Source organism: Neobacillus drentensis, assembly GCF_036965645.1.
In the GTDB taxonomy this organism is placed as follows: Bacteria; Bacillota; Bacilli; order Bacillales; family Cytobacillaceae; genus Neobacillus; species Neobacillus drentensis_D.
The window spans coordinates 1-24,966 of sequence record NZ_JBALPZ010000111.1 but is presented as its reverse complement, the minus strand read 5'-3'; the positions used below and the strand labels follow the sequence as shown (position 1 = coordinate 24,966).

Annotated in this window: 21 protein-coding genes and 1 pseudogene; 19 read left to right on the top strand and 3 right to left on the bottom strand. The window is 42.1% G+C overall.

The window, feature by feature from the left end:
* Positions 1-93: 93 nt before the first annotated feature.
* The 15 genes and pseudogenes from V7266_RS19790 to V7266_RS19720 all read left to right on the top strand — a co-directional run.
* Positions 94-186: pseudogene (locus V7266_RS19790) on the top strand (pyridoxal 5'-phosphate synthase lyase subunit PdxS); the annotation flags it as partial.
* Positions 187-371: 185 nt separating this feature from the next.
* The gene (locus V7266_RS19785; RefSeq protein WP_335470212.1) at positions 372-701 is read left to right on the top strand and encodes a DUF3870 domain-containing protein; all 330 of its coding nucleotides are present in this window, start codon (positions 372-374) and stop codon (positions 699-701) included.
* A 189-nt stretch (positions 702-890) separates the two neighbouring features.
* A complete protein-coding gene (locus V7266_RS19780; protein WP_335470210.1) occupies positions 891-1,547 on the top strand; it encodes a CoA transferase subunit A in 657 nt (218 codons plus the stop codon).
* A gap of 1 nt (position 1,548) precedes the next feature.
* A complete protein-coding gene (locus tag V7266_RS19775) occupies positions 1,549-2,211 on the top strand; it encodes a 3-oxoacid CoA-transferase subunit B (protein WP_335470208.1) in 663 nt (220 codons plus the stop codon).
* Positions 2,211-3,401 carry a thiolase family protein gene (locus tag V7266_RS19770; protein WP_335470207.1) on the top strand — a complete coding sequence of 397 codons (1,191 nt, stop codon included), beginning with the start codon at positions 2,211-2,213 and terminating at the stop codon, positions 3,399-3,401. The genes V7266_RS19775 and V7266_RS19770 overlap by 1 nt, the downstream gene beginning before the upstream one ends.
* Positions 3,389-4,774: an aminotransferase family protein gene (locus V7266_RS19765; RefSeq protein WP_335470205.1), complete on the top strand. Its 1,386-nt coding sequence runs from the start codon at positions 3,389-3,391 to the stop codon at positions 4,772-4,774. Before V7266_RS19770 ends, V7266_RS19765 begins: the two co-directional genes overlap by 13 nt.
* Positions 4,758-6,053 (top strand): aspartate aminotransferase family protein, encoded by a 1,296-nt coding sequence (locus V7266_RS19760; protein ID WP_335470204.1) that lies wholly within the window; start codon positions 4,758-4,760, stop codon positions 6,051-6,053. Before V7266_RS19765 ends, V7266_RS19760 begins: the two co-directional genes overlap by 17 nt.
* 37 nt (positions 6,054-6,090) lie before the next feature.
* Complete coding sequence (locus V7266_RS19755) at positions 6,091-7,551, top strand: aldehyde dehydrogenase family protein (protein ID WP_335470203.1); 1,461 nt, start codon at positions 6,091-6,093, stop codon at positions 7,549-7,551.
* A 32-nt stretch (positions 7,552-7,583) separates the two neighbouring features.
* Entirely contained in the window at positions 7,584-9,104 is a 1,521-nt protein-coding gene (locus tag V7266_RS19750) for a M81 family metallopeptidase (RefSeq protein ID WP_335470201.1), read from the top strand.
* Positions 9,092-9,571, top strand: coding sequence for a GNAT family N-acetyltransferase (locus V7266_RS19745; protein WP_335470199.1), 480 nt, complete (start codon positions 9,092-9,094; stop codon positions 9,569-9,571). The genes V7266_RS19750 and V7266_RS19745 overlap by 13 nt, the downstream gene beginning before the upstream one ends.
* A gap of 60 nt (positions 9,572-9,631) precedes the next feature.
* The gene (gene ablA, locus V7266_RS19740; protein ID WP_335470197.1) at positions 9,632-11,041 is read left to right on the top strand and encodes a lysine 2,3-aminomutase; all 1,410 of its coding nucleotides are present in this window, start codon (positions 9,632-9,634) and stop codon (positions 11,039-11,041) included.
* Between the two features lie 2 nt (positions 11,042-11,043).
* Complete coding sequence (locus tag V7266_RS19735) at positions 11,044-11,322, top strand: YokU family protein (protein WP_335470195.1); 279 nt, start codon at positions 11,044-11,046, stop codon at positions 11,320-11,322.
* 138 nt (positions 11,323-11,460) lie between these two features.
* A complete protein-coding gene (locus V7266_RS19730; protein ID WP_335470194.1) occupies positions 11,461-12,954 on the top strand; it encodes an amino acid permease in 1,494 nt (497 codons plus the stop codon).
* Between the two features lie 699 nt (positions 12,955-13,653).
* Positions 13,654-14,808: a ParM/StbA family protein gene (locus V7266_RS19725; protein WP_335470193.1), complete on the top strand. Its 1,155-nt coding sequence runs from the start codon at positions 13,654-13,656 to the stop codon at positions 14,806-14,808.
* Positions 14,809-14,824: 16 nt separating this feature from the next.
* Positions 14,825-15,541 carry a hypothetical protein gene (locus V7266_RS19720; protein WP_335470191.1) on the top strand — a complete coding sequence of 239 codons (717 nt, stop codon included), beginning with the start codon at positions 14,825-14,827 and terminating at the stop codon, positions 15,539-15,541.
* Positions 15,542-15,612: 71 nt separating this feature from the next.
* On the opposite strand, the gene V7266_RS19715 is transcribed toward V7266_RS19720, so the two are convergent.
* The 3 genes from V7266_RS19715 to V7266_RS19705 form a co-directional block, all read right to left on the bottom strand.
* Positions 15,613-17,025, bottom strand: a complete 1,413-nt coding sequence (locus tag V7266_RS19715) for a glutamate decarboxylase (RefSeq protein ID WP_335470189.1) — start codon at positions 17,023-17,025, stop codon at positions 15,613-15,615.
* Positions 17,026-17,370: 345 nt separating this feature from the next.
* Positions 17,371-18,831 carry an aldehyde dehydrogenase family protein gene (locus V7266_RS19710; protein WP_335470187.1) on the bottom strand — a complete coding sequence of 487 codons (1,461 nt, stop codon included), beginning with the start codon at positions 18,829-18,831 and terminating at the stop codon, positions 17,371-17,373.
* Positions 18,832-19,043: 212 nt separating this feature from the next.
* A complete protein-coding gene (locus V7266_RS19705) occupies positions 19,044-19,925 on the bottom strand; it encodes a LysR family transcriptional regulator (protein ID WP_335470186.1) in 882 nt (293 codons plus the stop codon).
* Positions 19,926-20,086: 161 nt separating this feature from the next.
* Between V7266_RS19705 and V7266_RS19700 the strand changes: the two genes are divergently transcribed.
* The 4 genes from V7266_RS19700 to V7266_RS19685 form a co-directional block, all read left to right on the top strand.
* A complete protein-coding gene (locus V7266_RS19700; RefSeq protein WP_335470185.1) occupies positions 20,087-21,871 on the top strand; it encodes a thiamine pyrophosphate-requiring protein in 1,785 nt (594 codons plus the stop codon).
* 84 nt (positions 21,872-21,955) lie between these two features.
* The gene (locus V7266_RS19695) at positions 21,956-23,416 is read left to right on the top strand and encodes an MFS transporter (protein ID WP_335470184.1); all 1,461 of its coding nucleotides are present in this window, start codon (positions 21,956-21,958) and stop codon (positions 23,414-23,416) included.
* A 25-nt stretch (positions 23,417-23,441) separates the two neighbouring features.
* Positions 23,442-24,791 (top strand): aromatic ring-hydroxylating oxygenase subunit alpha, encoded by a 1,350-nt coding sequence (locus V7266_RS19690; protein WP_420491462.1) that lies wholly within the window; start codon positions 23,442-23,444, stop codon positions 24,789-24,791.
* A partial coding sequence (locus tag V7266_RS19685; protein WP_335470238.1) for an aromatic-ring-hydroxylating dioxygenase subunit beta occupies positions 24,792-24,966 on the top strand: 175 nt, incomplete at its 3' end.

Here is a 24,966-nt window from a genome sequence, read left to right as displayed (position 1 = left end):
AACTGTGAAAATTCCATCACTATTTTTATAACTTTATAGAATATATACACTAATTAGGAGGAGTCAAATGAAAACAGGTAAAGAACGTAGAACGCTGAGCTTTCCAAGGACCTTGGGACCCGAATGAAGGGAATCGAAATTTCTCCATTAGCACCGGAAGCACGTATGCAGGAACGTGGTTGGTAAGTAGTTTTTTTAGTATTCCAAGGTTGATTAGCTAATAAATCCTATCTTACAAAAATAATCACGTTCATTTGAAAGCGCTTTAACAATTTTGAAAATTTTGAATTTTACCATTGACATTGGTTTGGCTGACCCGTATACTCATGATTAGAAAATGATCAGTTAGTTTTAAAAGGAGGTTTGGAGGCATGCAAACACTGGAAACGGTGATTGTTACAGGATACGCAAAAGCTCCACAGGGAACTTCCATGTATGAAATGTATAAGCATGCTGGAATTGTACTCGAAGTGGATCAGAAAGAACATAAAATTATCAACGCCGAATTTACTTTCGTTACAGAATTAACGAAAAATCATTTTCAAAAACTGCTGATAGGCTACCGCCTTCAAGATGGTGTGGAGCCTCTGATTCAAAGAATTCAAAGCTTTTATTTTGCTCCATCCCAGCAAGCGATCATTGTGGCCCTTCAGGCTGCAGTTCAACGATACTGGGATAACGTGAAGCAAAAGAATACATAACGTTTGGTTATAATAAAGTGGGAAGATAACCTCTTCCCATGGTCTTATTAAAACCGGGCAGACATGAACACTTTGTAGGGAATTGTCATTCACATGGCATTCTTTATAAAGGATTTATGTTTTGCTCGGTTTTTTATATTTCCGAACTGTTAGCACACACACACTCGTCATGGAAAGGCAGGGGAAAACATGAGCAAGCTGATTACCTGCAAAGAAGCAGTAAAAAAAGTTAAAAGTGGCTCACGGATTATGGTAGGTGGATTTGGCCTTGTGGGAAGTCCGCTAGAATTAATAGCGGCATTAGCTAAAACCGAAGTCAAGGACTTAGAGATTATTAGTAATAACCTCGGAGAACCCGGAAAAGGTCTTGGAGTATTAGTCCGGCAAAAAAAAGTGAAAAAAGCGATAGGTTCTTATTTTACGTCCAACCCGGAAGTTGTTAAAGCTTATCAGGATAAAGAATTGGATGTGGAGCTTCTACCACAGGGGACGATGTCTGAAGCCATTCGAGCCGGGGGCGCTGGCATTGGAGGGTTTTATACACCCGTCAGCGTGGGGACGAAAATTGCTGAAAACAAAGAAGAGCGTACGCTTAACGGTAAAAAATATGTGTTCCAAGAGCCCATTAAAGCTGATTTTGCTTTTATTAAAGCAAAAAGCGCGGACCGATTAGGAAATCTCATTTACAACAAATCGGCAAGAAACTTTAATCCAATGATGGCAACAGCTGCAGATGTTGTGATTGCTGAGGTGGATGAGTTAGTGGAAGCAGGCCAGCTTTCCCCTGAAGAAATTGTGACCCCGCATTTATACGTGGATTATATCGTTGTAAAGGAGGGGAACTAGCTTGAATGCAAAACAATACATTGCTGCAAGAGCAGCAAGGGAATTAAAGAATGGCGATATCGTCAATTTAGGGATCGGGATTCCAACGCTGGTGGCTGATTTTATCCCTTTAGATATAAATGTCTATTTACATTCGGAAAACGGCATACTCGGAGTTGGCCCATCACCAAATCCGGAGCAAACTGACCAAAATCTTGTCAATGCAGGGAAACGGCCTGTCACTGTATTAGAGGGTTCCTCCTTTTTTGATAGCGCTTCCTCTTTTGCCATGATTCGCGGAGGACATGTAAGTGTTTCAATTCTTGGTGTGCTCGAAATAGATGCCCTTGGGAGGATCGCCAATTGGGCCGTTCCAGGAAAAAGTGTCCTCGGAGTAGGCGGGGCAATGGATTTATTAGAAGGCTCCAAAAGGGTAATTGTCACAACGATGCATACGAATACGGAGGGAGATTCAAAAATCGTCCATAAATTAACCTATCCGCTCACTTCGGAACGAAAGGTCGATTTAATTATTACGGATCTGGCTGTTTTCTCTGTTAAGGAAGATGGACTTCATTTAATCGAGCTGGCACCTGGAGTTTCCCTAGAGGAAGTACAACAGAAAACGGACGCACCGTTCCATTTTTCCGAGTCTTTTACTATAGGTAATGAGGTGATTGTGTAGTGGTTGTAATCGTAAATGCCTTTCGCACGGCTATTGGCAGCTTCGGCGGATCACTGGAGAAAACACCTCCAGAAGAGCTGGCAGCCCTCATCATGAAAAATAATTTATCAGCTGCCGGTTACAGCGCGAACATTGTCGATGAAGTAATCGTAGGCCAAACAAAGCAGAGTGCCCATGCTCCTAATATTGCCAGGGTGGCAGCCCTACTTGCCCATTTTCCTGAATCGATTCCAGCTTATACCGTGCATCGTCAGTGCGGTTCCGGTATGCAGGCAGTTGTAAATGGGGCAATGTCGATTTTAACTGGCCAAGCGGAGGTTGTTTTAGCCGGAGGGGTTGAAAGTATGTCGCAAGCTCCTCACTATACGATCGGTACACGATTCGGCCCCAATATAGGAGAGATGACTTTGTATGATTCGAATACGGAGAGTCAGCCAAAATCACAGCCAGAGGGGTTATACGGCCGATTTACAATGGGGCAGACCGCTGAATGGCTCGCTGAAAAATATAACATAAGCCGTCGTGAACAGGATGAATTTGCGTATGGAAGCCAGAAGAAAGCCAAACAGGCGATTGAAATGGGTCGTTTCGAAGAAGAAATTGTTCCTGTCCCGGTAAAGGAAGGGAAAAAAGGAATCAGACACTTTGCCATAGATGAATACCCAAGATTGACGGACCTTGAAAAGTTAGGAACACTAAATCCCGTTTTTCAAAAAGAAGGTACGATAACTGCCGGAAACTCCTCTGGGAGAAATGATGGAGCCTCAATCCTATTGTTGATGTCAGAAGAAAAGGCGAGACAGCTTGGAGTGATCCCACTCGCAAGCATTCGTTCCTTTGCTTCTGCGGGCGTTTCGCCAAAAGAAATGGGAATCGGCCCTGTGCCTGCAACCCAAACCGCCTTGATGAAAGCAGGCCTTCGTTTGGAAGATATCGATTTAATTGAATTAAATGAAGCATTCGCAGCGCAAAGTCTTGCGTGTCTAAGAGAATGGGGCATTAAAGGTGACAACGTGAATGTAAATGGTGGGGCGATTGCCTTAGGCCACCCGCTAGGCTGTACCGGCGCTAGAATTGTCACTACATTATGTCACGAGCTTGAAAAACAAAAACGGCAATTTGGCCTGGCGACGCTTTGTGTCGCTGGAGGATTAGGAATGGCTATGGTGGTGGAGAGATGGAGCGAATAGAAAAAGATTACGTGTTTCATCGAGATTTAAATAAGGAGTACCCGATCATTACTCACGGTGCAGGGTCTTACCTAATAGATGAAAACGGAAAAGAATATTTGGATGCTTGTTCAGGAGCGGTTGCAGCCAACTTGGGCCATGGGATTCCATCGATTGGGGAGGCAATGGCAGATCAAGCCAAAAAAGCGGCTTTCGTCCATACGTTGCGTTTTGAGACGAAAGCATTGCATCAATTGGCTGAAACAATCGGAAAAATGGCTCCCGACCAATTAAATAAAGTGTATTTCACAACCGGAGGTTCCGAAGCAAATGAAAGTGCGATGAAGCTGGCAAGACAATATCATCGGGATGCCGGCAGATCCCAAAAACATATAGTAATTGGGCGGTGGCAATCGTATCACGGTAACACGATCGGTTCCTTATCAGCAGGAGGGGACGTGAAAAGAAGGCATGCCTACACTCCTAATCTATTAAACTATGCCCATGTCTATTCACCGTACTGCCACCGATGTCCATATGATCGCAAGCATGATGATTGTCTATCCAACCAAAACTGGACATGTGTTACCGATCTTGAGAGGACCATTTTGGAACTTGGACCTGAGAACGTGTCCGCATTTATTGCGGAACCGATTGTCGGAAGCCAGCAAGGTGCAGTACCGCCGCCGCCAGGATATTTTGAAAAAGTCCGGGAGATGTGTGATCGTTACGAAATCGTCCTCATTATGGATGAAGTGATGACGGGATTTGGCCGTACTGGAACCAATTTCGCAACAGAACAGATTGATATTACGCCCGATATTATCACTTTTGGAAAAGGTGTATCAGCAGGATATGCTCCGCTGGCGGGAATGATTGTCCATGAACGGCTAGTCGAAGCTCTTATCCAAAATAGTGATGGAAAATTTATTCACGGTTACACCTATAGCGGGCACCCAGTAGCCGTTGCAGCCGGACTTGCCGCATTGGACTTATACAAGCGGGAAGGGGTACTAGATAACGTCATTAAACAAGGTGACTGCCTTTTCAACCGTCTTTTAGAATTAAAGCAAAAACATACTTATATAGCTGATGTTCGTGGCAGAGGTCTTTTAATCGGGATCGAGCTTGTAAGGGATCGGGCGCTTGATTTGCTGTTTGATCCTGATGAAAAAGCGGCCGAACGATTAAATGGAATTGCAATGGAACTCGGTGCCGTTTTTTATCCCGGTTCCGGCTCGATTGATGGCACAAAGGGGGAACACCTCATCGTCAGCCCTCCTTTAAATGCAACAAAAAAAGAAATAGATGAGATTGTGAGAATATTAGACGAATCATTGACAATATTCAGGAATCTAGAAAGAAAGGGCGAGATATATGAAACTACGAAATAAAACAGAAGAAATTCAAGAAAAAGCAAAAAAGCATCTTTCACCGGTCATGACAAGGGTCACAGAGTTAGTCATTGAAAAAGCACATGGCGCCAAATTTTGGACGACAGATGGCAAGGAATATATTGATTTCGTTTCAGGAGTCGCCGTCAATGCCGTCGGGCATACCAACATGAAAATGGTGGAAGCCATTAAAAAGCAAGCGGAAGCCTTGATCCATCTTGGATTGAACTATGGTTACTATGAAACGGCAGCGAATTTGGCGGAAAAGCTAGCTCAAATTACACCAGGAAATCTCGACACTGTCTTTTTCTCAAATTCGGGAGCGGAAGCGATTGACGGTGCACTTAAACTGGCAAAAGCAGCCACAGGCAGACCCGCGATCATTGCGTTTGAAGGATCATTTCACGGCCGTACCTTAGGAGCAACAGCGATTACAGCATCAAGCTCAAAATACCGTCGTTATTATGAACCGATTTTAGGCGAGGTGTACCATGCCCCATATCCTTATCCAAGCCAGCTGAAAAACATTAAAAAGGAAGATGCCGAAGAATATTGCTTGAATCAGCTTCAAAAATTATTCGAATTACGAGTCGATCCTTCGCGTGTCGCGGCTATCGTCATTGAACCTGTCATGGGTGAAGGAGGCTATTATCCGGCACCATCAAGCTTTTTACAGGCGTTAAGAAAGATTACAGAGGAACACGGTATTTTACTGATTTTTGATGAAGTTCAAACAGGATTCGGCCGTACAGGTAAAATGTTTGCCGCAGAGCATGCGAATGTGACTCCAGATATTTTAGTACTGGCTAAAGCCCTTTCTGGTGGTATGCCTCTTGGAGCAATTGTAGCGAGCCGTGAGCTTCATGAAAAATGGCCGACGGCAGGTCATGGTTCGACATTTGGAGGAAACCCCGTTTCATGTGCGGCGGCTTTGGCCAATATTGAGGTGATTGAGGAAGAGAAGTTGGTAGAGCGCAGTGCCAAACTGGGTGCGGAGATTGTCAGCCGCCTTCAAGACACACTCGGACATTTACCGGGCATTATCGATGTAAGAGGAGTCGGTATGATGATCGGGATTGAATTCGATTTAGAATCCGCACCATTGTACGTACCGCGAATCAAATCAAAAGCATTAGAACATGGCTTACTTATTATGAACTGTGGAGTAAGCGGACAAACGATCCGATTAATGCTGCCTCTTAATATAGAGGAGGATGTGCTCCATAATGGTTTAACGACTTTAGAAAATGTCATGACAGAAACCCTTTTAGGAAACTGATTTTGTTTCAAAAGACCGTAAAAAGGAGGCAAAGGTTATGTCCAGCCAAATTAAAACAGATATTCTTCAGGGTGATCTTTATATTAATGGTGAATGGGTAAAATCTCCCGAACAGTCCTATTTTGAGAGTATAAATCCGGCAACAGGGGAACTCGTCGGCCTATGTGCAGCAGCCACAACGGAGCAAGTGGATGAAGCAGTAGCAGCGGCAGACGAGGCCTATTCAAAATGGAAGAACACCCCTATTCCGGACCGGGCATCGTATTTAAACAAAGCCAGTCAACTTTTTGAAGCACGGAAAGAAGAACTGGCCCGCGTCATGACGATGGAGATGGGTAAGGTTGTAACAGAATCTTTGGCCGAAGTGGGAGTGGTTATCGCGACTGCTCAATATATGGCAGGCGAGGGGCGGCGCCTTTTTGGGGAAACGGTGCCTGCAGGATTTAACGACCGGAACGTAAGAATGGTTCGTGAACCTCTCGGTGTGGCAGCGTGCATCACACCTTGGAACTTCCCGGTTGCACTTGCTTCCTATAAGATCTTTTCGGCCTTGATTGCCGGTAACACCGTCGTATGGAAGCCAGCTTCAGAGGTGGCATTATCAGCAAAGATTTTCGTGGAAATCTTAGCAGAAACGGGATTGCCTTCAGGGGTAGTAAACCTAATTACTGGATCCGGCAGTATAGTGGGTCGAAGACTAGCTGATCATCCGGATGTGAAAGTCATTTCGTTTACAGGTTCAACAGAAGTAGGACAACAGCTGGCTGAAAAGAGCAGTAAAACGTTAAAACGAATTTCATTAGAATTAGGCGGAAAAAATGCCGTTATTGTCCTAAAGGATGCGGATCTGGAAAAGGCGGCAGACGGAATTGTAAAATCAGCCTTTACGACAACCGGTCAACGCTGTACGGCGGCAAGCCGTGTAATCGTCGAGCGGGCAGTGAAAGAACCGCTCGTTCAAAAGGTTGTTGAATTAACAAAGTCTATGAAAATAGGGAATGGACTTGAAGAGGGAATCCAAGTGGGCCCATTAGTAAATGAAGATCAGCTTCAACTAGTGGAGAAATATGTAAGTACAGCGATTAAAGAAGATGGAAAAATTGTGTCGGGTGGTCAGCGGGTGAAAGAATTGGGCGGTTACTATTATCATCCGACCATCATTGAGAATGTAAAACCTAATGGTACCATTGCACAGGAAGAAATTTTTGGTCCTGTACTCGCCATTATGGAAGTGGACTCGTATGAGGAAGCCATGGCGGTCAATAACGGGACGGTTTATGGGTTATCGACTTCTATTTATACGGAGAGCCTGCATTATGCGAACCGTGCAGCAAGGGAAGCGGTCAGCGGACTTGTCTATATTAATAATGGAACGTCCAATGCTGAAATGGGTGTTGCCTTTGGCGGGATGAAAATGTCCGGAAACGGTCACCGTGAAGTTTCCCATCATGCATTCGATGTAATGACAGAGTGGAAGTCGATCTATACCAACTATTGATCAACAACCATGTCTTTACAAGGGGGGAGAATATGAGAAAACATAGAATTGGTATCGCTTTCTTTTACCATGAATCCCACAGTTTTAGCCCATTGAAAACCGAGATTGAACATTTTCGTAATGAAGGTTACTTTATCGGCGATGAAATTTATGATGCCTATACAGGAACAAAAACCGAAGTTGGCGGGTTTCTTGATGTGTTGAAAAAGCAAGAGGATGTTGAAATCATACCGCTCCTTTGTGCGGCTGCGATTCCTGCTGGAGTGGTTTCAACTACTGCTTACTCAATCATCGAAAAACAAATGCTGGAATCGATTCGGAAGGCTGGCAGGCTGGATGGGTTATTACTGGCATTACATGGAGCTATGGTGGTGGAGGACCTTTTTGATCCGGAAGAGCATTTGCTGGGAAAAATCCGTGAGGTGATCGGGCTACATGTTCCGATTGCCACAACCCTGGACATGCACGCTAATTTGAGTGCAAAAATGATTGATTACACACCGCTTCACTTTGGATTCAAAACCTATCCGCATATTGACATGTATGAACAAGGCGTTCAGGCGGCTATCGCCTTATTAATGCAATTAAATGAAGGTATTTCGTTTTATGCTGCGTTTGAAAAATTACCGATGATTCCTCCTTCAATTAATATGAGAACGGCAGAGGGGCCGATGAGCAAAATGATAGAGTGGGCCAAACAAGCCGAAGAAGATGATGATATTTATAATGTTTCCGTCTTTGGGGGGTTTCCTTATTCCGATATCCCCATGGCCGGGGCAAGTGTACTGGTTGTTTCACTCTATCCGCAAAAAGGGGAAGAGACTGCTAAAAAGCTAGCTTCCTTGTTTTGGAGTGTAAGAGAAGAATTTATCATGGATCTGCCAGATGTTAGAGAAGGAATGAATCGGGCAATCTCGTTAGCAGATGACAAGCCGATTGTGCTGGCTGATATCTCAGATAATCCTTTAAGCGGCGGCAGCGGGGATACAACCGAGCTGCTTCGGGAAATGGTTCACAAAAATACTCCTGATACGCTGTTCGGAGGACTCTATGATCCCGAATCTATTGAAGCTTGCCGCAAGTCAGGAGTCGGAAACAAGGTGTCATTGTCTCTTGGGGGGAAAATATCGCCGGAATTTGGGGTACCTGTTCTGGTTGAAGCTACAGTTTTTGCCTTATCAGACGGCATATTTTACAATTCAGGTCCCTTCAATCAACATTTAAAAGTAGATTTAAAAGGTGCAGCTCATATTAGAGTCGGAAATATAGATATACTCCTTATTGGAAGGCCGATGTCAGCAAATGATCCGGAAATGTTTCGTCATATTGGCCTTGAGCCACAGGCAAAGCGAATACTTGGTTTAAAAGCAAAAAATCATTTCCGCGCTGCCTTTGAATCGATTGTTGGTCCGATTATTTATGTAGATGCACTGGGGGTTGCTTCCAATCGTTTAACCACTTTTACGTATCGTCATATTCCAAGGCCAATCTGGCCGCTTGATGAAATCCAATTTGAAGTCGAACAGAGGAGGAAAGAAACGTGGAGACATTAAATAAGTCCTATTTTGTTGAAGTACCAGCTTCATTGAATCCGGAACAGCTAACTATGATGATGGAGCTTGAAAAAGATGCCTTTCCTGGCTTTGGAGCAGTAGATGAACAGACGCTTATTCCGCTGACACGCTACGGTAAACTGATTCAATATTGGCAAACAGATGACCCAAGGCCGATTGCAGTTTGCGAACTGATGAGAGATTTCAAGGATATCCATAAAGCTTATATTTTTGGATTTTATGTCCGCTCCGACCAGCAGGGGAAAGGAATCGGAAAATTATTTTTACAGGAGATTTATCCCATTTTGAAACAGGATGGATTTCGCAAGGTTTGCCTAACGGTCAATGTTAAAAATGAGGCAGCAGTGAAGTTATATGAAAAAGTAGGATTTGCCATAAAAGAGACGAGATTAGATGAATTTGGCGAAGGAGAAAATCGCTATTATATGGAGTACCTCATTTCTTAATTAAGTAATGAGCAGGGCGAACGTATCTATAAAAATATGTTATTTATGGAGGGGCTAAGGATGAGAAATACTTTATTCACACCGAAAAGACATTGGAAAGAGATCGAGCTATGGAAGGATGTAACAGATGAGCAGTGGAACGATTGGGTGTGGCAGCTGACGAATACCATCAAAAATTTAGAAGACTTAAAGAAAGTAGTTAACTTAACACCAGAGGAAGAAGAAGGGGTAAAAATCTCAACGAAAACCATCCCGTTAAACATCACACCGTATTATGCCTCTCTTATGGATCAGGATGATCCAAGATGCCCGGTCCGTATGCAGTCTGTTCCGATTTCTGAGGAACTTCATAAAACAAGATATGATTTAGAAGATCCTCTTCACGAGGATGAAGATTCTCCGGTACCTGGGTTAACCCATCGTTATCCGGATCGCGTGTTGTTCCTAGTAACCAACCAATGCTCGATGTACTGCCGTTACTGTACAAGAAGACGATTCTCTGGACAAATCGGTATGGGCGTGCCAAAGAAACAATTGGATACAGCGATTAATTATATTGCACGCAATCCGCAAATTCGCGATGTGCTAATTTCCGGAGGAGACGGACTCCTGATTAATGACAATATTTTAGAATATATCTTAAAGAATTTACGGGAGATTCCCCATGTGGAAATTATTCGGATCGGTACAAGAGCACCAGTCGTGTTCCCTCAGCGCATTACAGAAAATCTTTGCAATATCTTGAAAAAGTACCATCCAGTTTGGTTGAATACACATTTTAATACGTCGATTGAAATTACCGAAGAATCGAAACGTGCTTGTGAAATGCTGGCCAATGCTGGGGTACCTCTTGGTAACCAGGCGGTTATTTTAGCAGGTATTAACGACAGTGTACCAATCATGAAACAACTAATGCATGATCTTGTGAAAATCCGCGTTCGTCCGTACTATATCTACCAATGTGATTTATCAGAAGGCATCGGCCATTTCCGTGCGCCGATCAGCAAAGGTTTGGAAATCATGGAAGGCCTTCGCGGTCATACATCTGGTTATGCCGTTCCAACGTTTATTGTAGATGCACCGGGTGGAGGCGGTAAAATTCCATTGCAGCCGAATTATATTATTTCTCAAAGTGCAAATAAGGTGGTTTTACGTAACTTTGAAGGTGTCATCACCTCTTATCCTGAACCGCAAAACTACCTGCCAGGAAGTGCGGAGGATTATTACAAAACCGTTTATCCTGAAGTATTTGAAAAGTTTGAAAGTAATGGGGTGCTGTCCATTATTGACGATACAAAATTTAACCTAACACCTGAAGGATTAAAGCGGCTGGACCGCAGGAAAACGTATAAGGAAAATCCTGAACATAGTTCTTTAAAGGATAAACGTGAAAAGCGGGATGAGTTAAAAGAGAAAAAGTTCCAGGCGCAAATGACTAAGTATGTAACGGTCGGAGCAGAGGAGGAATAATGTTGGTTTGTCAATGGTGCGAATCTGACTTAACAAGCAAAACTAGTAACACCGTGTATTGGGAGCTTCCTGATGGAACGAAAGTAATCGAAATTCACAACACACCAACCATTCAATGCTTGGAATGCGGAATGAACTATCAAACTGATAGTACTGTGAAAGAAATTGAGGATCAACTCTATTTAATTGATAACTCTATGCTCGAAAAAGTTATGACGTATGACACACTCATGGCTGTTCCACGCTTATTGAAGCGAAACTACTTTGATTTTTCAAAATAAATAGTGGGCTGTCTCCCGTTTTTTAATAAAAAGAAGAATTGAATCTATGGACCATTTATCCCTATCGAAACTTAGCTGGGATAAATGGTCCTGTAAATCATGCAAGATTTTGAGTTCAAAAGTGAAGGGAGATAGGACATGGAAGCAATCAAAAGCCATAATCACGACCGTAATAATCAGAAATATCAGAATGTTAAAGAGGAGAAACCGCACATAAAACGAAACTTAAAGGCACGTCACATGACAATGATTGCCATTGGCGGTTCAATCGGTACAGGATTATTTTTAGCGACTGGGGCGTCGATCCAAACTGCTGGACCTGGCGGGGCGCTAATCGCATATGGAGCAATCGGCATCATGGTCTACTTTTTAATGACTAGTCTTGGAGAAATGGCGACCTTAATGCCTGTTTCGGGCTCCTTTGCAACGTATGCGAGCCGTTTTGTCGACCCGGCGTTTGGGTTTGCGCTCGGGTGGAATTACTGGTTCAATTGGGCTGTGACACTTGCAGTTGAAATTGTTGCATCTGCTATTATCATGAAGTTTTGGTTTCCGGATGTACCCAGCATCGTTTGGAGTGTACTGTTTTTAGGGGTCATCTTTTTATTGAATGCTTTGTCGGTTAAAAGTTACGGAGAATCCGAGTATTGGTTTTCCTTGATAAAAGTAGTGACAATAATTGTCTTTATTGGTGTAGGTCTGTTGACGATTTTCGGTATACTGGGCGGACATTTTATTGGATTTAAAAACTTTACAATAGGTGATGCTCCGATCCATGGGGGCGTAATGTCAATTTTAGGGATTTTTTTCATTGCCGGTTTTTCCTTCCAAGGAACCGAACTCGTGGGGATTGCTGCAGGAGAAAGTGAAGATCCTCAGAAAAACGTTCCAAAGGCGATTCGACAAGTATTTTGGCGTATTCTCCTATTCTATATCGTTGCCATTGCAGTGATTGGCCTTATTATTCCTTATACAAGCCCCAATCTTTTAGGCGGGGACGTTGACACCATTGCGGTCAGCCCGTTTACCCTTGTTTTTAAGCAAGTGGGCATTGCATTTGCAGCATCGGTAATGAATGCAGTCATATTGACATCGGTTTTATCCGCGGGGAATTCCGGTCTATATGCTTCAACACGTATGCTTTGGTCGATGGCAAAAGACGGACAGGCGCCAAAATTTTTACAAAAATTAAATACTCGTGGGATCCCAATGAATGCGCTTGTCTTAACGACGATTATAGGAGGCTTCGCCTTTTTAACATCGATTTTTGGTGACCAAGTATATACTTGGTTATTAAATGCTTCAGGTTTAACCGGATTTATCGCCTGGCTTGGAATTGCTGTCAGCCACTACCGTTTTAGGAAAGCTTTCACAGCCCAGGGCAGGGACTTGAATGAACTACAATTTACAGCGAAATGGTTTCCCCTCGGTCCGATTCTCGCTTTTATGATGTGTATAATTGTGATTTTAGGCCAAAATTATCAAGCCTTTTTAAATGGTGAGATTGATTGGTATGGAGTAGCTGTTTCCTATATTGGGTTACCTATTTTTTTGGCACTATGGATTGGGTATAAGATTGTTCATAAAACGAAGGTCGTTCCACTGCAGGAGTGTTCTTTTGAAGAGAAGTAGTCTTTATAGAAATATGTAATTCGTTTCACTTCGAACTATATACCTAAGTTTATTTAGATGGTTTTTCAGAAGAAACTTCTATCCCTATGGGTAGAGGTTTTTTTATGTTGGGTCCATGAACATAGATGCGGTGTTTTTCCGCTTCTATTACTTTTTTACTGATATTTTATTTTTAATGTAGAAGATTCCAGATTAAGTAAATAAAAGTTTAACTTAGTAAAGGGTGGGTATAAAGTAAGTAGCTACTCTCCCCCCATATCCTATCTACTAACTTTGACTATCTTTCTGATAGTCCTTTTTTTTGGCTGAGAAGGAAATGGACCAGATCCACCATTGACGTCATCTTCGGACAGCAGAGGGCCAAAAAAATAAGAGAGCTGACCGAACTCGGGTCACCTTCGGAAAAGAGCAGGCAAAAACATCAAAGAGCTGTCCGAATCTGAGTCATCTTCGGACAAGGCAGGGTGAAAAATCAAAGAGCTGTCCGAACATGGGTCGCCTTTGGACAAGAACGGGCAAAAAAATAGGAGAGTTGTCCCAATATGTTTGAACTATCTAGTCAGGCATCTATGGCATGGAATAAAGTTTTTTCTTAAAATGGGAATTATCAGAATCTAAAAAATCATTAACAAATTTAGACAAATAGAAGAGAAGAATATATACTTATAATCAGGAAAAAGCATGAAAAGAGGAGAAATAATGGATATAAAACGTCAGAATGTCGATTTTGGTAATTCTATCTTTCAAACCCTTGTGGATGGATATTATTTTGAGATTCCTACCAATGTAGTAGAATTAACGAAGGAAAAAGCAGACGGCCACTTTCCGTCTACTTTTAATGATCCCCAATTCCTTCTTCAAAATATGCTCATTTCAACTACAATTGACGGTGTAGAGAAATATTATCTAGTGGGCGATTCAGCAGAAAAACAGGTGTTAGGAAACATTCATATCAACAAGCTTCATGATAAAACAGAATCTGAGATTCCCTATGTGATGTTCCTGGCGTCAGTTGCCTATTACAATGTATTAAAAGGAAACAGCAAAGAAGATAACCAAGTTAACATTAATTATTTTTCAACCATGCTTCCCATTTGGTTACTTAAGAAAACTAACAAGTTCAGTGATATGCAACATAAAATGGCCAGCAGATTTGAAGGGGAGCACCAAGTAGCGATTTTAACTCCAGGATTAGAAAAAGTTGTAACGATTCATGTCGAAACTAGTAAATGCCGGATTGAAAGTGAAGTTGCTCGCTGGGCCATTAAAAAAGATTTTGATTTGCAGGATCGTGAGGAAGCAAATTCATTTAATAACGTTGAAAACCTCATTGTCGATTTAGGGGGTGGGACCGTTGATCTTGCCTTGCTTCAAGCAGGACTTCATGCTCCTAAGAGCAGGGATTCATTGAACTGTTTCACTGACATTTCGTATTTAAAACACATCGAAAAATTGAGAAATGAAAAGTTACTCGAGTACTTTGATGATGTTCGCTCACTTGAAGAATTCATAATCAAAACAATCGAGAAAACAAAAATGGAGCAGCGGGATGGAAATAGTGGTAAAAAAGTGGATCTTACAGAGCAAATCCATGAGTCATTAAGAGAGTATACGCAAATTTTACTAACAAAAATTGAAAACACCTTCCCATCACCTAAGGATAAGGTCTATAAATATGTTTATATAGGCGGAATCGCCGGAATCCTTAAACAATTCATCGAAGAATCGATTGATACGAGGTATGGCGTCGAAATTAGAGAGCAAAATCATCTATTCCTGCCTGATGCAAGAAAGTTAAATTTATTTGGTCTAGAAATTTTAAGCAGGCATGAAACAAACGTAGTTTCCGCATAAGAGGGGAGAAGAACGTATGAGCAACAAAGAACATCTTCTTGATGATAAGTCCGCATTCGGATTACACACTATCTATTCAGATCTAACCGCACAGATGTTTGCACCATTTTACGCTCTATCAAACTTTTTTTTAACTCCTGCAACTCGCCAAAGGGATGTGTCCAGTTTAACGAATATGGAATCAGGAAGTAAAAACGAACGTGTAGGGTTGACTTTGAATAGTTCGAAAATCTCTCCAAAGGTGTATTCATTTCTTGAGCAAAAAGCACAGGCAAATGAGTTGGAGGATTATATAACGAATCTTGTTGTTCAGGATTTGGATAAATTAAAAAAAGAAGAGACAATAACCTTAATAGATTCACTTCGTGAAGAGTTCTTAGGTAAGATCAATTTACTTAAACAAGAATTTGCCTCTGGTTCCACAGCTGATCCTATTGGGATGGGGTCCCTCCCAGCTAACGAGATAAGGGATTTTATAACGAAGCTCGGTGAGCAAAAATTAGATAAAGATCAATTTCAAGCATTGTTAAAGTCTTTTCGCAGCGAGCTATTAAGTGAGATTAACCAACTTAAAAAGGAACTTACTTATCGTCCTGTTGATCCTGCTCATTCAAATAACACAAAGCCTGTTATGGAACACGCTAAAAAAGTGAACGATTTGAAAGAAGGGCAATTACTTAAAAGTGATCAAGTGACAGGGACGATTGAAGAAGTTATCGATATTGATTTTTAAAATATCAAAAAACGCCTTCGAATTTCAGATTTGAAGGCGTTTTTTGGGTATTTCTATTTTAAAATTGCCCATCAATGATGAAATCCATTGTCGTATTTTGTGTCATGTGGTATTGGCCCATCCAAGGAATCAAGATAGGAGACAGCCTGTTTGAGGTTCATCATGAATAATTGAGCTAAGTCCATGGAAAATCCATTTCGAACCACAATACGCATAATGGTTACTTCTTCCATGTTTGGAGGTAAAGGATAAGCAGGCACTTGCCAGCCAAATATGCGCAATTGTCGAGACAAGTCATAAAGATTCCAGTTTGATGTATGTCCTTCTTTCAATCGCCATGCAAATACCGGAATATCTGAGCCATCTGTCAGTAGTTCAAAAGGTCCCATTTCAAGAATCTCTTTACTGAGGAAATGCGCCACTGTCTGAGAAGTCTTTTGCACCTCATAGTATCCTTCTTTGCCTAGCCGCAGAAAGTTATAGTATTGTAGGAGTACTTGTGCACCTGGTCGAGAGAAATTCAGGGCAAACGTCGGCATGTTCCCGCCTAAATAGGATACTCGAAAGATGAGTTCCTCAGGAAGATCTTCGGTCTCACGCCAAATGATCCATCCAAGCCCCGGATAAACTAATCCATATTTATGGCCGGAAACATTGATGGACTTCACCCTTTGCAACCGAAAATCCCAGACTAAGTCTGGTTGAAGGAACGGTGCTATAAATCCTCCTGAAGCAGCGTCTACATGTATCGGAATATCGAGACCCGTTTTGGCCTGATGCTCGTCCAAGGCTTTCGCAATTGCGGCGACCGGTTCGTAAAGACCGGTATAGGTCTCCCCAAATATCGGAACCACACCGATCGTATTTTCGTCTACGGCAGCAAGTACTCCTTCGGGATCCAAATAAGGATGATCTGGGCTAATGTTCACATATCGCGGTTCAACTTCCCAATAGTTGGCGAATTTTTCCCAAACGACCTGAACGGCAGAACTAAATACGATATTTGGCCGGTCAATTGGCTTCCCTTGTTTTTTTCGTGCGTTTTGCCAGCGCCGCTTTAATGCAAGGCCCCCGAGCATACACGCTTCCGACGATCCTGTTGTCGAAACGCCTATCGTGTTGTGAGGGTCGGGCGAATTCCAGAGATCTGCTAAAATTCGAACACAGCGTTCCTCTATCGCTGCAGTCTGCGGGTATTCGTCCTTATCAATCATGTTCTTGTCGACTGATTTAGCATATAAACTTTCTGCTGATGGCTCCATCCAGGTGGTTACGAATGTTGCAAGATTAAGACGGGCATTCCCATCAAGTGCAATTTCATCCTGGACAATTTGATGCGCGGTTTCAGGTAACATGCCTTGATCGCGCATACGAAAACGGGGAACGGCCTCTTCTCCTTTACGAGCGAATAGGGGATTTATAGAAAATTCTTTAGACAACATCCCTTGCTCGATTTGCGTGCGGCGCGGGTGCCAATGCGGCATAAAGGTTCCACACTCCTTCATGGGAATTAGATTTCTTATATTGTTTTGTCAATAAATGCCGTAAAATATTCATAACACAAAGATTCGTCCATCGATGAAAGCTAATTAATTGGATGAAGTAAGAATCCGTAAAAGGATGGATGAGAGAAATTAATCTGATTAGCTGGAATGGGAGTGAACCAAAAAATGGTATCCGTGATTGGTTGGAGAATCATAAAATGTTTCCCGGAGAGATACACTTATTTTTAATCATTCGAGCTTTTAACTGAATCAACGAAATAGACTCCAATTGTTTAACACAATTGGAGTATCCTTGAATGATAATCAGAGTGAGTCATATTATGATCAAAATGGATACTGGCGATTTTTTGTTTGAATGGAAATCCATTTTGTAACGGTGAATTCTTCTACCACCCATGGATTTCCAAACCGGCCTAATCCGCTCGCTTTATTTCCCCCAAATGGAATATTCGGTGCATCATTCACCGTTTGGTCGTTGATATGGGTCATTCCGCTATCAATTTGTAATGCAAGATTTTCCCCATTTTTTAAGTCGTTTGTAAAAATGGCAGAACTTAAGCCGTACTCTGTATCGTTAGCGAAGGCAATGGCTTCTTCATCTGTTTCCGCTTTGATAATGGTAACAATCGGAGCAAAAAGCTCGGTTTGCGCCAACTTACTTGAATTTTGAACATCTGTAAAAACATAGGGTGTAAGGATATTGCCAATCTGTTGTCCTTCCAAGGCGACAGTTACTCCTTGTTTTTTCGCTTCTTCAATATACCGCAGTGCTTTTGCTAACTGTTGCTTATTCACTAATGGCCCGATGACGGTGTTTGGATCACTTGGATCGCCATAAGGAAGCTGTTTGGCCCGTTCTACAAATTTGGCGACAAACTCGTCATATTTGTTTTTGTGAACGATGATCCGGTTGATTATCATGCAAATTTGGCCCTGGTGGACAAATTTCCCAAAAATAGCGGCCTTGACGGTTTGGTCAATGTCTGCGTCAGAAAGAACAATAAATGGGCTGTTTCCGCCAAGTTCAAGTGCAACCCGCTTTAAATTCTGGCCGGCTATGGCTCCGATATGGCGCCCAACCGCAGTAGAACCAGTAAAACTGATGAGTTTCGAAATCGGGTTTGACAACATTTCATCACCGATTTCGTTAATATCCGTTAAGATCACATTTAATACACCTTTAGGTAAACCAGCGTATTCAAACGCTTTTGCAATGATCGTACCGCCGGAGAGGGCAACTTGGATATCAGGCTTGTGGACAACACTATTTCCAAGGGCAATGGCCGGGGCGATTGTCCTCATTGATAAATTCATTGGAAAATTAAAAGGAGAAATGGAAGCAATCACGCCCAATGGCAGACGGTGTATATGATTTAATTTGGCATTTACCGCACCTGGAACTTCTCGCACTTTACCGATTTCATCAGCAAATTTTATCGACTCCTCTAAAATTTCAATGGTTAGATGGAATTCGATATTAGCTTTTAACACAGTACCTCCTGTCTCAAGACCAATCGTTCTGACAATCTCTTCCCGATTCCTGTTTAAATAATCCATTGCTTTATGGAGAACGGCTCTTCTTTCTTCAACGGTTGACTTTGCCCATTGCTTCTGTGCTTCTTGGGCAATTTGAAATGCTTCATCCAACTGTTCTTTTGATGCTAAGCGAACGGACGTAATGACTGAATCATCATATGGGTTCAAAATATCATAGGTTCTTTCACTTTGGCCCTCAGTCCATTTCCCGTTGATAAAACTCTGATTTAACACCCCAACTGCTTGCATGAAAAAACTCCTCCCATCAATAAGTTGAATTTGTAGCGCTTTCAAAAAAGTAGAACGTAGCTATGTACAGTTATAATATTAAAATATTTAACTGAATAGTGCGAATTCTAGCAACGATATTTTGGGAAGTAAACTCAATTGTTGCTATATATGCAACTTGGATAAAAAAATTAATTCCAGTCTAGCAAATTAGGAATCAATGGACCGTTCGTCTATACTTTTTTGTATGTTTTAATCAATTGCTTAATAAATGCATTCATCGTGTTGTCTATAAATAAATCTTTTTTATAAACGATCCCGATCATTTTTCGGAAGTCACGGTCCGTGATCCGTACCTGCCTAATCTTATAATCGTGAATGGTAGAAAGATAGGACTTTGGAAGAATGGTGGCTAAGTCATGGTCCTTTTTTACAAGTTGAAGCAGTGCCTCTACCGTCGAAAACTCAATTCTGGGTTGGATGGTGAAGCCTGCCTTTTGACCCTCCTCCTCAAAAAAGTGACGCATGGTAAATTGATGGGGCAGCAGGGTCAGCGGATAGGTTTGCAATTCTTTTAGCTTAATAGAGTCGATCTCTGCAAGTTCGTGACGATGGGAAACGACTAAATAAAATTCCTCTTCAAAAAGTGGAATCGTTTCGAGCCGATTGTCTTCTTCCATTAAAAATGTTACTCCCAAGTCTAATTGGTTCTCTAAAAGCCTATGAAAGGTCTCTTTCGTTCTCAAATCAATGATCGAAAGCTCGATGCCGGGATATTGTTCATGAAAGGATAAGACTGGAGATGTGAGTAAATGTCCCCCTGAACATCCAATCGACAATTTCCCTCTTAAAATTCCCCTTACGTCCTTGATTTTTGTACTTGCTTGTTCCAATTCAAAAAAGATTCTCGAGCAATGATCCAATAGAATGTTTCCGGCATAGGTCAAACGTACTTTTTTCCCGGCCCGGCTGAACAGGGGGGTACCTAGCTGGGCTTCCAACAGCCGGATTTGCTGACTTAATGTGGGCTGGCTGATTCCTAATTTTTCTGCGGCTTTTGTAAAATGTAATTCCTGAGAAACGGTTACAAAATATTCTAATAGACGAAACTCCACTAGCTTCACAACCTTTTTAATAGTTTATAACTATGATAATCATTAAAAATATTATATTGAACAATGAAAGGGTTTACAAATATAATGGCATTAAAGTTTTAAAAGTCTAAATATTCCCAATAGTTATTAAGAATTTAAACCGAAGGACAGGAGATGTGAGTATGTCTAGTGAAAAAACTTCTATGGCATTAGTTGAAGTTGAGGCTAAAAATTTCAAGTACACAACTTCCACCGCTTTAATGGAGGCGCTTCAAGAATCCGGCGTTTCTTTCATTTTCGCAAACTTAGGAAGTGATCATCCGGCTATTATAGAGAGTTGGGCGCAGGCTCAATTGGAGAACAAAGAATTCCCGCAAGTGATCATTTGCCCGCATGAAATGGTTGCCTTAAGTGCTGCACATGGATTTGCACAGGTCAGTGGAAAAACCCAGGCTGTTTTTGTTCATGTTGAATGTGGAACCCAAAACATGGGTGGGGCAATACATAATGCCGCTAGAGGAAGAGTACCTGTATTTATACTTGCCGGGGCTTCACCATATACGCAGGATGGAGAACTACTAGGAAGCCGGAATGAACATATTCACTGGCTCCAGGATGTGTTTGACCAGCGAGGAATTGTTAGGGAATATGTGAAATATGACAATGAAATCCGAACAGGGAAAAATGTAAAGCAGTTGGTTCAGCGGGCGCTGCAAATAGCAGAGAGTGATCCAAAGGGACCCGTCTATTTAATGGCAGCCCGTGAGGTGTTGGAAGCAGAAATTGACCCTCCAGCAATTGATCATCGGGGCTGGAAACCACTTTCTTCGTGTGCGATTGCACCAGACGATGTAGCAAAACTTGCCGAGAATCTGATTAAAGCCGAATATCCTTTAATTGTCACTTCCTACCTTGGCCGAAATCCGGACGCGGTTTCGGAGTTGGTCAAGCTTAGCGAGAAGTTAGCGATTCCTGTATTGGAGTCCGTACCAAATTATGTGAATTTTCCAGCTGACCATTCGATGCATGTAGGCTATCAGTGGAATGCTCCTGTTCAAAATGAAGTACTAAGTCAAGCTGATTTTATTCTGGTCATTGATAGTGACATTCCTTGGATTCCATTAGTCAATAAGCCGGCTGAAGGATGCGCTATTTCTTATATTGATGTAGATCCATTAAAAGAGAAAACACCACTTTGGTACATTCCGTCTGAAAGCTTTTTTAAAGCGGATTCATTTGTGGCTCTTCAGCAGTTAAATTCCTATATCGACAGTGTTAAGGATATAAAACAAGAAAAAATATCTAACCGCTACCTCAACATTGCTACGATCCATTCGAAACAAAGAAAGGAATGGAAAGAGAATGAGAATTTACAGAACCCGGCCATCATTACACCCCAATTTTTAACAGCCTGTATTCGCGAGGCGATTGATGAAAATACGATTGTGATGACAGAGTCCATTACGAATTATGATGTTGTTTCCAAACACCTTCCACGGAATACGCCTGGAACGTTATTTGGAAGTGGGGCAAGCTCACTTGGTTGGCACGGTGGTGCCGCCATTGGTGCAAAGCTGGCAGCTCCGGAGAAAATGATTGTCAATCTTACAGGGGACGGGACTTATATTTTCAGTAACCCGACACCAGTCCACTGGATCTCAAGGAAATATAGCGTTCCATTCTTAACGGTGATTTATAACAATCATGGCTGGGGGGCGCCAAGGATGTCAACATTGGGTGTACATCCAAATGGAATTGCCAGTCAAACCGATCAATTTTGGGTGAATTTTGACCCAGTGGCGGATTTATCGAAAGTAGCCGAAGCCGCTGGCGGAGCTTATGCTCAAATTATTGAAAGACCAGAGGAACTGATGGACAGGATTGTCAAGGCAATCGAGATTGTCAAAAGCGGTAGATCGGCTGTGTTAGATGTACGGCTTCAGAATGTGTCTCAACAGCAACTCTAAGTGCTGAACTAATGTGTCCGAGTCACTCTAAATTTGGCACAACAAAAATTAAAAAATTGAAATATAAATTGAGGAGGAGAATGGATGAAGAAAAAGGGCTGGCAACGCTATCACACTATTTGGGCAATGTTGTTTTTAGGATGGTTTGTTTCCTATATTGACCGGACAGCAACCGGACCTGTCATTACATGGATGATTGACAATAAAGTGTCGTTCCTGTCAAATGTACCAAATCCACATGGATTAGGAGGATTAATCGGCAGTTTATTCTTTGCCGGTTTTATGATGAACCAATATCCTGGTGGTTCCATTGGGGATAAATTTGGACACCGGACCGTTGTGGTTTTAAGTATTGTATGGGCAGGGATTACGACCCTATTCACTGGGTTTATCACGGGCTTAATCCTCTTTGTTCTTTTACGTGTGTTATTGGGATTGGGAGAAGGGGTCTTTTATTCCAATGACCGCTCCTATATTGTCTATCATTCTCCAAAGGAAAAAGTCGGACTTGGAATGGGCGTTGTTATTACCGGACTTTCGGTTGGACTAACTGTCGCGACTCTTGGTGTCCCGCTCCTTCTCAACGCGATGGAACCAGTGATGGGTAAAGAGGCATGGCGCTCTCCTTTTATCATACTTGGTGTTATTACTTTAATCGCTTCACTCCTAATTTATAAATATATGAAACCTTTATCTGGATCTGTTCAGAAAATGAACCCAGAATCTCCGGCAGTCAAAGAAGTGTACGGAAGTGCCTTTCTGTTAATGGTGAAGTATGCAGCTGTTTTCGTGATTATCATAATGGGCATTTACTTTGCTGCATTAAAATTGGGGTTATCCGATATTTCCATTGCATTTATTTTAGTCTGTCTTTGTCCGCTCTTTATTGTTTTCCTATATAAAACGCGAAAATCTGAAATTCGTCCTGTTTTAGCGAATAAAAACTTAATTTTCCTTTACGTTTCCTTTATTCCGGTTATTTGGCACTTGTGGCTGTATGGTTATTGGTCCGTATCTATTGTGAAGGATTTTGGCGGCGGGGCACTCGTTGCAGCAGCACTAGTTGCTTCCTTCAATGGTATTGCTGGAATTGTTGGCTTCCCAATTGGAGGAAAGATTTCCGATATGGTAGCTGGAACGGAAAATGGCAGGCGTAATGTTCTGGCCATTATGACAGCATTACTGACCGTATCTATCTTTATATTTGCTGCTTATGTAATGACGGGTCATAACAATCCTGTTATCATGTCCATTATTTTGTTTGTATCCGGGTTATTCTTCTTTGCTCTTCAGCCAGTGTCGCATGCTTTGAATGCTGAGATTGCCCCTGAAAATAATCGCGGTGCAGCTTTTGGAATGTTTAATTTTATTTCAGAGATTGGGGCTGTTCTTTCTCCGGTTGTCTCAGGTGTTCTTCGTGACATTACAGGAAGCTGGGGAGCGCCGCTGTTGCTGGATGGTGTTCTCCTTGCAGCAAGCTGTATCCTTGTTTTATGCGTCAACCGAGGAGTTTCCACGCAAATGAGCTTAACTGTTGAAAAATAAATAATGGAGGATAAAATAAATGCAATTGTTTAGAAAAACATTGGATGAAAAAGCGTTCCAACTATTAAAAGAAAAAATGGAGCAAGGACTACTGCCCCAGTGGGTCATCACAGATCCGGATCTTTATGAACTGGAAATTGAAAAAATATACGGACATACATGGCAATTTCTAGGACATGAATCGGAGTTGAAAGAGCCAGGCAGTTATGTAACAAGGTGGATGGTAAATGATCCTATTCTTCTCGTGAAAAATCGCAATGGTGAAATTAACGCCTATCTAAATTCTTGTACACATCGCGGAACACAGCTTTGCACAGCTGACAGAGGAAACAAAAAGTCTTTCACCTGTCCTTATCATGGCTGGAGCTTTAATCTTGATGGGGATTTAATCGGCATCGTTGCAGGTAATAAAGTGTACGGTGAAGAAATGGATAAATCCGAATGGGGCCTACGTAAAGTCCCGCAGATTGGCATTTACCAGGGGATGATATTTGGAAACCTTGATCCAAATGCGGAAAGTCTGGAAGACTACCTAGGTGATATGAAGTGGTATTTAGATATGATGATGGGCAGAAGTGATGGTGGAATGGAAGTCATTGGGCTGCCACAGCGCTGGGTAGCAAAAGCGAATTGGAAGGCAACCGCGGAAAATTTTGCTGCTGACCCCTACCATGTCCAAACAACTCATCGTTCTACCGTTGAAATGGGAATAAGTCCAGAAGACCCGCTTTATGCGGGTTACGGACACCAGGTAGTCATGGATCATGCACATGGAATTAATGTGATCACATCTAAAACAGGGCAAGCTAGAGTGCCATTTCAGGGAACTCCTGAATCGATGTGGCCGATGTTTAAGAAAAACGTAACTCCGGAACAATATGACATTCTCTCAAGAGTGACGGTGTTTGTTGGCGGCGTGTATCCAAATCTTTCCTTTGTCAGTCCGATACATGGGACAGAAGGACATTTGCACAATTATTTGAATTTCCGGCTATGGAGACCGATGGGACCTGATAAAGTAGAGGTATGGTGCTGGTTCTTTATTGATAAAGCGGCTCCGAAGGAATATAAGGAAGCAGCTTATAAAGGTTATTTAGGATCATTTGGTCCGACGGGAACACTTGAGCAGGATGATACGGAAACATGGGCACGAATTGTCGAAGTAAGCAGCGGATTGATGATGCGGGATAAAGAATTAAGCTATAACAACGTCAGCAACTATTTAATGGGAATGAACCGGATTGAACCGGATGAAAATTTTCCTGGTCCCGGAACTGCCTATCCAACCTGCTATCTTGATGCAATCTCTAGAAAAATGCACGAAGAATGGCTTGAGTTGATTTCAAAGGATCTCTTTGTTAAGGAGGGAGTGTAAATGGGTACTAACGTTCAAATGAGAATCTCTCCTGAGGTGGAATTAGATATTACTCGTTTTCTTCATAAGGAGGCATATTTTTTAGATCACCGAAAATATAGAGAATGGCTCGAATTGCTATCTGATGAAATCGAATATCGTATGCCACTAAGAGAAACGGTAGAAGGTGTTGGAG

Coding starts and splice junctions, on each gene's coding strand:
- V7266_RS19760 (WP_335470204.1), top strand. CDS start 4,758: ATGAAACTACGAAATAAAACAGAAGAAATTCAAGAAAAAGCAAAAAAG.
- V7266_RS19785 (WP_335470212.1), top strand. CDS start 372: ATGCAAACACTGGAAACGGTGATTGTTACAGGATACGCAAAAGCTCCA.
- V7266_RS19730 (WP_335470194.1), top strand. CDS start 11,461: ATGGAAGCAATCAAAAGCCATAATCACGACCGTAATAATCAGAAATAT.
- V7266_RS19710 (WP_335470187.1), bottom strand. CDS start 18,831: ATGCAAGCAGTTGGGGTGTTAAATCAGAGTTTTATCAACGGGAAATGG.
- V7266_RS19715 (WP_335470189.1), bottom strand. CDS start 17,025: ATGCCGCATTGGCACCCGCGCCGCACGCAAATCGAGCAAGGGATGTTG.
- V7266_RS19765 (WP_335470205.1), top strand. CDS start 3,389: ATGGAGCGAATAGAAAAAGATTACGTGTTTCATCGAGATTTAAATAAG.
- V7266_RS19755 (WP_335470203.1), top strand. CDS start 6,091: ATGTCCAGCCAAATTAAAACAGATATTCTTCAGGGTGATCTTTATATT.
- V7266_RS19725 (WP_335470193.1), top strand. CDS start 13,654: ATGGATATAAAACGTCAGAATGTCGATTTTGGTAATTCTATCTTTCAA.
- V7266_RS19750 (WP_335470201.1), top strand. CDS start 7,584: ATGAGAAAACATAGAATTGGTATCGCTTTCTTTTACCATGAATCCCAC.
- ablA (WP_335470197.1), top strand. CDS start 9,632: ATGAGAAATACTTTATTCACACCGAAAAGACATTGGAAAGAGATCGAG.
- V7266_RS19780 (WP_335470210.1), top strand. CDS start 891: ATGAGCAAGCTGATTACCTGCAAAGAAGCAGTAAAAAAAGTTAAAAGT.
- V7266_RS19695 (WP_335470184.1), top strand. CDS start 21,956: ATGAAGAAAAAGGGCTGGCAACGCTATCACACTATTTGGGCAATGTTG.
- V7266_RS19720 (WP_335470191.1), top strand. CDS start 14,825: ATGAGCAACAAAGAACATCTTCTTGATGATAAGTCCGCATTCGGATTA.
- V7266_RS19700 (WP_335470185.1), top strand. CDS start 20,087: ATGTCTAGTGAAAAAACTTCTATGGCATTAGTTGAAGTTGAGGCTAAA.